We start from the raw sequence: 366 nt of genomic DNA on the forward strand, positions 1-366 counted from the left end.
AGTTCACGTCCGTAACCGGTACTGTCGGCGGCGATGTAAAAGCCGGTGATGAAGTTACTTTGACCGTTAACGGTGAAACTTATACCGGTAATGTTGTAGAGAACACTGCTGGTGACCTGACCTACAGTATCCCGGTTAAAACTGATGATCTGGAAGCGGATAACAGCATTGATGCCTCGGTTACCGCAACGGACAGTGCAGGCAATAGTAAAACCGCCACCGCGGATCGCGATATCTCCGTGGATACCGAGATCAACGCTTCCATTACCATCGATACCATTGCCGGTGACGATGTACTGAATGCCGAAGAAGCGGATAAAGAGTTCACGTCCGTAACCGGTACTGTCGGCGGCGATGTAAAAGCCG

1 protein-coding gene is annotated in these 366 nt (G+C 50.8%); it reads left to right on the forward strand.

Going from position 1 to position 366, the window contains the following annotated elements:
* Positions 1-366: Ig-like domain-containing protein (locus tag BTA35_RS17615; RefSeq protein WP_139363777.1), on the forward strand; the 366-nt coding region annotated here is incomplete at both ends.

It is taken from the genome of Oceanospirillum linum (assembly GCF_001995095.2).
GTDB classification, from domain to species: Bacteria; Pseudomonadota; Gammaproteobacteria; order Pseudomonadales; family Halomonadaceae; genus Oceanospirillum; species Oceanospirillum linum.